The sequence below is a fragment of the Streptomyces sp. NPDC045678 genome, assembly GCF_056432085.1.
This window is the reverse complement of the sequence record NZ_JBWKJS010000007.1, coordinates 432624-439667: the sequence shown is the minus strand read 5'-3', so window position 1 is coordinate 439667 and position 7044 is coordinate 432624. Positions and strand designations below refer to the sequence as shown.

The window sequence follows — 7044 nt, the reverse complement described above, 5'->3', positions numbered from 1 at the left end:
ACGACCACCCCCCCCCCCCCCCCCCCCCCCCCCCCCCCCCCCCCCCCCCCCCCCCCCCCCCCCCCCCCCCCCCCCCCCCCCCCCCCCCCCCCGGCGGTTTTCTGTGTCTTTCCCGCAGCCGATTGACGCCACACCGGACAGAGGTTGTACGGAGAAAAAGTCGGAGGGCCCGCAGCGTATTGCTGCGGGCCCTCCGGATGACGATGCCGAGGCTTTACGCCCCGCCTGCTCTACGCCTCGTCGCGGCGCAGGGACGGCTTCAGATCCTTGAAGCGTCCGAGCAGACCGTTGACGAAGGACGGCGACTCGTCCGTGGAGAACTCCTTGGCGAGCTGGACCGCCTCGTCGATCACCACGGCGTCCGGCGTCCCGTCGACCCAGACGAGTTCGTAGGCGCCGAGCCGCAGGAGGTTCCGGTCGACGACCGGCATGCGGTCCAGGGTCCATCCGACGGCGTACTGCGAGATGAGTTCGTCGATGCGGCGCTCATGCTCCGCGTACCCCTCGACGAGCTCCATCGTGTACTCGCTCACCGGCGGCTGCCGGGTGTCGGACCGCGAGTGGCGCACCCAGTCGGCGAGAACCGTCAGGACGTCGGTGCCGCGCTGGTCTGCCTCGAAGAGGATCTGGAAGGCGCGCTTGCGGGCCGTATTACGAGCAGCCACGGTTAGCTGTTCACCCGGCCGAGGTAGCCGCTGTCACGGGTGTCGACCTTGATCTTCTCGCCGGTGGTGATGAAGAGCGGCACCTGGATCTGGTGGCCGGTCTCCAGCGTGGCGGGCTTGGTGCCACCGGTGGAGCGGTCGCCCTGGACGCCCGGCTCGGTCTCCTGGATGACCAGCTCGACGGCGGCGGGGAGCTCGACGTAGAGCACCTCGCCCTCGTGCTGGGCGACGGAGGCGGTGAAGCCCTCGATCAGGAAGTTGGCGGCGTCACCGACGGCCTTGCGGTCGACGTGCAGCTGGTCGTAGGTCTCCATGTCCATGAAGACGAAGTAGTCGCCGTCCATGTAGGAGAACTGCATGTCGCGCTTGTCGATCGTGGCCGTGTCGACCTTGACGCCGGCGTTGAACGTCTTGTCGACGACCTTGCCGGAGAGCACGTTCTTGAGCTTGGTGCGCACGAAGGCCGGGCCCTTGCCGGGCTTGACGTGCTGGAACTCGACGACGGACCAGAGCTGGCCGCCTTCGAGCTTGAGCACCAGGCCGTTCTTGAGGTCGTTCGTGGAAGCCACGGTTGCGGAATCTCCTGCACTGACTGACTGGTGGACGACCCCGGGCGCGCACGCGCCCATCAGAGCGCGAGCAGTTCCTTGGTCGTGATGGTGAGTAGCTCGGGTCCGCCGTCCGCCTCGGGGCGCACGACGAGCGTGTCATCGATCCGGACACCACCCCGGCCAGGGAGGTGAACCCCCGGTTCGACGGTGACCGGCACGCAGACGTCCAGTTTACCCATGGCCGCGGGCGCCAGTTGAGGGTCCTCCGCGATTTCGAGCCCCACACCGTGTCCGGTGATGGGAGAGAGCCCTTCCGCACAGCCCGCGGAGTCCAGTACGTGGCGTGCCGCGCGGTCGACGTCGCGGCAGGCGGCGCCGGGTGCGAGGGCCTCACGACCGGCCCGCTGCGCGGCGAAGACGACGTCGTACAACTCGATCTGCCAGTCGGCGGGTGACGTGCCGATGACGAACGTACGCCCGATCTCGCAGCGGTAGCCGCGGTAGCTCGCGCCCAGGCACACGGAGAGGAAGTCTCCCTCCTCGACCCGCCGGTCGGTCGGGCGGTGGCCGCCCCTGCCGGAGTTCGGTCCTGTGCCGACGGAGGTCGCGAAGGCCGGCCCGTCCGCGCCATGATCGACGAGGCGCCGCTCCAGCTCAAGGGCCAGGTGCCGCTCCGTTCGCCCCACGAGGATGGACTCGAGCAGCTCCCCCAGCGCCTGGTCGGCAATCTCGGCGGCGACCCGCAGACAGGAGAGCTCGTCCTCGTCCTTGACCAGCCGCAACTGCTCGACGGCGGTCCCGAGGTCCATGAGCCGCAGCCGAGGCGCGACGGATCCGACCGCCCGGTGCCGGGCAACGGTCAAGTGGTGTTCCTCAACGGCGAGCGCGTCAACACCCTGAGCGGTGGCGAGGTTGGCACCGGCGACGGCCGGATCGGCGCTCGGCTCGGGCAACAGCTGCACCCGGAGCCCCCCGTCGGCCCGCCCCTCCCCCGGCTCCCCGCCGGGTGGCCGCCCACACACCAGAACGTCGTCGTCCTGACCCTCACCGACGAGAAGCACGGCGCCGTCGGGCGCCGCACCCGCGAGATAGCGCACATTGGCGGGCCGGGAGACGAGCGCCGCCCCACCACCCCCGGCAGCACACCGTTCCCGAACCCGCTCCCTGCGGACCGCGTACACCTCTGACATGGGGCGAGCCTAAGATCCCGCCCGCCCGAGGGCCCGCCGGACGCGTCCGACCGGGCGTCACCCCCGTGCCGCACCCTCAGCTGTCGCAGCCGACTCCGTCACCGTCACGGTCGAGGTGCCTGCCGTAGCCGGGTTCGCCGCGGCGCACGGGGGCGGCACCGGCCGCGCGGGCCTCGGCGCAGTTCTGGTAGTACACGGAGCCCCCGCCGGAACCACCGCCGTCACCCGGCGCCGTGACGGTCGACCGTACGGTCGTGGTCACCTTGACCGTCTTGGTCGCCTCGACCGTCTTGGTGGACCGCACGGTGACCGTCGCACGCGGCCCGGGCTCCGCGGACCCGGAAGCGCTCGGCGATGCGGTGGCGGTCGCGGTCGCGGTGGTTGTGGCGGTCGCGGTGGCTTTCGTCTCGGCGTCGCCCGCGGCGGTGCCGTCGTCGCCGGCGCCCGCGCCGAAGCCCAGACCGAGGGCGAGGACGATCGCGGGGATCACGTACCGCTTCCGGGCCCACTTGGGTGCGGGGCCGCGGGCGTCGGGCGGAGTGCCGTACGGATGGGTCATGTCCTGCCCCTCGAGCGTATGCCAGGGGCAGGACCGTAGTACCGCGCTCAGGCGGCGTGAAGGAGGTGGGGAGGCACAGTGTCCCGATCGTGACCGACGGGCACCGCCACCCCCGCTACCACTGCGGCGGGCTGGCGATGGCTCGGGTCAGGACCTCGTCCAGGACTCGGGCCGTGGCGGGGACGTCCAGTTGGGAGTTGTCGATGATGGGGAGGCCCGAGCCGTACCAGCCCGCCATGCGGCCGTGGATGCGGGCGACCTCCTCGTCCGTGAGGCGGCGGTTGCCGCTGCGTTCCGCGTTGCGTTCCAGGACGATTTCCAGGCCGGGGAGGAGGACCACGGGGAGCAGGCCCGGGCCCACGTGCCGTTTCCAGCCGCCGAGGCCGACGACGGGGCGGTCCGGGAAGACCGCGTCGTCGAGGATGCACGAGATGCCGTTGGCCAGGAAGTTCCGCGCGGCGAAGCCGCAGGTGCGGCGGGCCAGGCGGTACTGCGCCTCGGAGTGGTCGTTCCAGCCCGTCTGGGGGTCGGCGAACCCCGAGCGCACCCATTCGCGTACGTCGTCCAGGCTGATGTGGGCCGTGGGCACACGGCGGTGCTCGGCCCAGTACTTGGCGACGCTCGTCTTGCCCGCGCCCGCGGGGCCGATGAGCAGCACGGCGAGCGTCGTGGCGCCGGTGTCCGGGGGAGCCGCTCCCTGCGGAGGGCTCGGCATGGCCACGGGGCCGCCGGGCGGGAGTTGGACGTGGCTCGTCGTGCCGGCGGCCGGCGGCGGCGAGTCGGGCGTCGGGGGGACCGGGCCCGGCCCGTGCGGGGGAGGCTGCGGGGCCGCCGGAGCGTGCGGCATCGGGGGCTGCCCCTGCGCATGTGCGGCGTGCGGGGCGGGACCGCCCGCGAACCCCGGCGCGGGAGGCGCGTGCGGCGCCGCTCCGGGAGGCGGAGCGGTCGGGTGGTGTGCGGCCTGCGACCAGCCGGTGGCCGGTCCGTGCCCCGGCTGATGGGGCGGCGGCAGCGGAGATCCCACTGCGTGCTGCATCCGGTGCCACTCCGTCTCGTGCGACTGTCGCTGGTAGGGCAGCGACCTGGCCGCCCGTTACCGAACGGTACCGTCCCCGGCCGCTGTTGTGTGAACGGCCGGGGAGGCCGTGACGTGCCCGTGGCCGAATCAGAAAGCCACGGTCAAGGGAGGCGGGAGCCCTTACTGGCCGACTTCCCCGTACGCGGCGAGGAGCACCGCCGGGTCGGGGCCCTCCAGGACCGTCGGCTTGCCGAGGCCGTCGAGGACGATGAAGCGCAGCAGGTCACCGCGGGACTTCTTGTCGACCTTCATGGTCTCGAGAAGCTTGGGCCACTGGTCGTAACGGTAGGTCAGCGGCAGACCGACCGATTCGAGCACCGTACGGTGACGGTCGGCCGTCGCGTCGTCCAACCGGCCCGCCAGCCGACCGAGTTCGGCCGCGAAGTGCATGCCGACGGAGACCGCGGCGCCGTGCCGCCACTTGTAGCGCTCGTTCTTCTCGATGGCGTGCGCGAGGGTGTGCCCGTAGTTGAGGATCTCGCGCAGGCCCGCCTCCTTCAGGTCGCCCGAGACGACCTCGGCCTTGACCCTGATGGACCGCTCGATGAGCTCGGCGGTGTGCGGCCCCGCGGGCGTACGCGCCGCCTCCGGGTCCGCCTCGATGAGCTCCAGGATCGCCGGGTCGGCGATGAAGCCTGCCTTGATGATCTCCGCGAGCCCGGAGACGTAGTCGTTCACGGGCAGCGAGTCGAGCGCCGCCAGGTCGCAGAGGACTCCGGCCGGCGGGTGGAAGGAGCCCACCAGGTTCTTGCCCTCGGCGGTGTTGATGCCGGTCTTGCCGCCGACCGCCGCGTCCACCATGCCGAGCACCGTGGTCGGCACCGCGATCCACCGCACCCCGCGCAGCCAGGTGGCGGCCACGAACCCGGCGAGGTCCGTGGAGGCGCCGCCGCCGACGCCGACGATGACGTCGCTGCGCGTGAAGCCGGACTGGCCGAGAGCCTTCCAGCAGTACGCGGCGACCTCCGCCGTCTTGGCCTCCTCGGCGTTCGGCACCTGGATGGCGACCGCTTCGTAACCCTGGTCGGCGAGGTCCTGGCGGAGCGCGTCGCCGGTCTCGGCGAGCGCCTCGGGGTGGATCACGGCGACCCGCTTGGCCTGGTCGCCGATGAGGCCGGGCAGCTCGCCGAGGAGCTGCCGACCGACCAGGACCTCGTACGGATCCGTGCCGGCGGCGCCACCGACGTGGATACGGGTGGGGGTCTGCTCCGTCGTCATGCTTCCTTCAACTCCAGTGCGTCGAGGACCGCCTGGGCGACCTCATCGGGGGTACGGCCGTCGGTGGGGACGACCACGCGGGCGACTTCGGCGTACAGCGGCCTGCGCGACTCCATCAGCTCGCGCCACTGCTTGCGCGGGTTGACCGCGAGCAGGGGGCGCGCCTGGTTGAGCCCGGTGCGCCGGACCGCTTCCTCGACGTCCATCGAGAGGCAGACGACGGGGTGCTCGGCGAGGAGCGCGCGGGTCGACTCGTCGAGGACGGCGCCGCCGCCGAGGGCGAGGATGCCGTCGTGCTCGGCGAGGGCCGTGGCGACCGCGTCCTTCTCCAGGGCACGGAAGTACGCCTCGCCCTCGTCGACGAAGATGTCGGAGATCTCCCGGCCCTGCGCTGCCACGATGTCGGCGTCGCTGTCCCGGAACGAGACGCCGAGACGTCCGGCGAGCAGCTCGCCCACGGTCGTCTTGCCGACGCCCATCGGTCCGACCAGGACCGCCTTGGGACCGGTCACCGGATCTGCAGGTTGTCGAGGTAGGACCGCACGTTGCGGCGCGTCTCGGGAACGCTGTCCCCGCCGAACTTCTCCGCGACCGCGTCGGCCAGCACCAGCGCGACCATCGCCTCCGCCACGATGCCTGCCGCCGGCACGGCACACACGTCCGAGCGCTGGTGGTGCGCCTTGGCGGCCTCACCCGTCGCCACGTCGATCGTCGCCAGCGCGCGCGGCACGGTCGCGATCGGCTTCATCGCCGCCCGCACCCGCAGCAGCTCACCCGTGGTCAGCCCGCCCTCCGTACCACCGGAGCGGCCCGAGGTCCGCTTGATGCCGTCCTCGGTGGTGACGATCTCGTCGTGCGCCTTGGAACCCGGCACGCGGGCGAGGTCGAAGCCGTCGCCGAGCTCGACACCCTTGATGGCCTGGATGCCCATGAGCGCGGCCGCGAGGCGTGCGTCCAGGCGCCGGTCCCAGTGCACGTGCGAGCCGAGCCCGACCGGCACCCCGTACGCGAGGACCTCGACGACGCCGCCCAGGGTGTCGCCGTCCTTGTGGGCCTGGTCGATCTCCGCGACCATCGCCTTCGACGCGTCCGCGTCCAGGCAGCGCACCGGGTCCGCGTCGAGCTTCTCGACGTCCGCGGGGGTCGGGTAGACGCCGTAGGGGGCCTTGGCCGCCGCCAGCTCCGTCACGTGCGAGACGATCTCGATGCCGGCCGTCTCCTTCAGGAACGACCGCGCCACCGCGCCGAGCGCCACCCGCGCCGCGGTCTCCCGCGCCGACGCGCGCTCGAGGATCGGACGCGCCTCGTCGAAGCCGTACTTCTGCATGCCCGCCAGGTCGGCGTGGCCCGGGCGCGGCCGGGTCAGCGGGGCGTTGCGGGCGAGATCGGCCAGCACCTCCGGATCCACCGGATCGGCCGCCATCACCTGCTCCCACTTGGGCCACTCCGTGTTGCCCACCATCACCGCGATCGGCGAGCCCATGCTCAGCCCGTGCCGGACCCCGCCCAGGAACGTGACCTCGTCACGCTCGAACTTCATCCGCGCACCCCGGCCATAGCCGAGCCGTCGTCGCGCCAGATGATCCGCCACCATCTCCGTCGTGACCGGAACGCCGGCGGGAAGACCCTCCAACGTCGCGACAAGCGCGGGTCCGTGCGACTCCCCCGCGGTCAGCCAACGCAACCTGCTCAACGGTGCTCCTCATGCTCGCGCCTCGAACTGCTGTCTTCGACGGCGCGGCCGGGTGCGCGGCCCTGGCCCGCCACCCCCGATCCTCCCACG

Annotated in this window: 8 protein-coding genes; all 8 read right to left on the bottom strand. The window is 72.1% G+C overall.

What is annotated here, in order from left to right; all coding sequences use genetic code 11:
• Positions 1–230: 230 nt before the first annotated feature.
• On the bottom strand, positions 231–665 hold the full coding sequence (nusB, locus tag AC07DO_RS26080) for a transcription antitermination factor NusB (protein ID WP_479063052.1): 435 nt from the start codon (positions 663–665) through the stop codon (positions 231–233).
• A 2-nt stretch (positions 666–667) separates the two neighbouring features.
• Positions 668–1234 carry an elongation factor P gene (efp, locus tag AC07DO_RS26075; protein ID WP_055543676.1) on the bottom strand — a complete coding sequence of 189 codons (567 nt, stop codon included), beginning with the start codon at positions 1232–1234 and terminating at the stop codon, positions 668–670.
• 59 nt (positions 1235–1293) lie between these two features.
• The gene (locus tag AC07DO_RS26070; RefSeq protein WP_479063050.1) at positions 1294–2406 is read right to left on the bottom strand and encodes a M24 family metallopeptidase; all 1113 of its coding nucleotides are present in this window, start codon (positions 2404–2406) and stop codon (positions 1294–1296) included.
• 76 nt (positions 2407–2482) lie between these two features.
• Complete coding sequence (locus tag AC07DO_RS26065) at positions 2483–2965, bottom strand: excalibur calcium-binding domain-containing protein (protein ID WP_479063048.1); 483 nt, start codon at positions 2963–2965, stop codon at positions 2483–2485.
• A gap of 115 nt (positions 2966–3080) precedes the next feature.
• Entirely contained in the window at positions 3081–4001 is a 921-nt protein-coding gene (locus tag AC07DO_RS26060) for a Pro-rich N-terminal domain-containing protein (protein WP_479063046.1), read from the bottom strand.
• Positions 4002–4163: 162 nt separating this feature from the next.
• Positions 4164–5261 (bottom strand): 3-dehydroquinate synthase, encoded by a 1098-nt coding sequence (gene aroB / locus AC07DO_RS26055; protein WP_479063044.1) that lies wholly within the window; start codon positions 5259–5261, stop codon positions 4164–4166.
• Positions 5258–5740: a shikimate kinase gene (locus AC07DO_RS26050; RefSeq protein ID WP_479063271.1), complete on the bottom strand. Its 483-nt coding sequence runs from the start codon at positions 5738–5740 to the stop codon at positions 5258–5260. Before AC07DO_RS26050 ends, aroB begins: the two co-directional genes overlap by 4 nt.
• A gap of 29 nt (positions 5741–5769) precedes the next feature.
• Complete coding sequence (aroC, locus tag AC07DO_RS26045) at positions 5770–6954, bottom strand: chorismate synthase (RefSeq protein WP_479063042.1); 1185 nt, start codon at positions 6952–6954, stop codon at positions 5770–5772.
• Positions 6955–7044 lie beyond the last annotated feature (90 nt).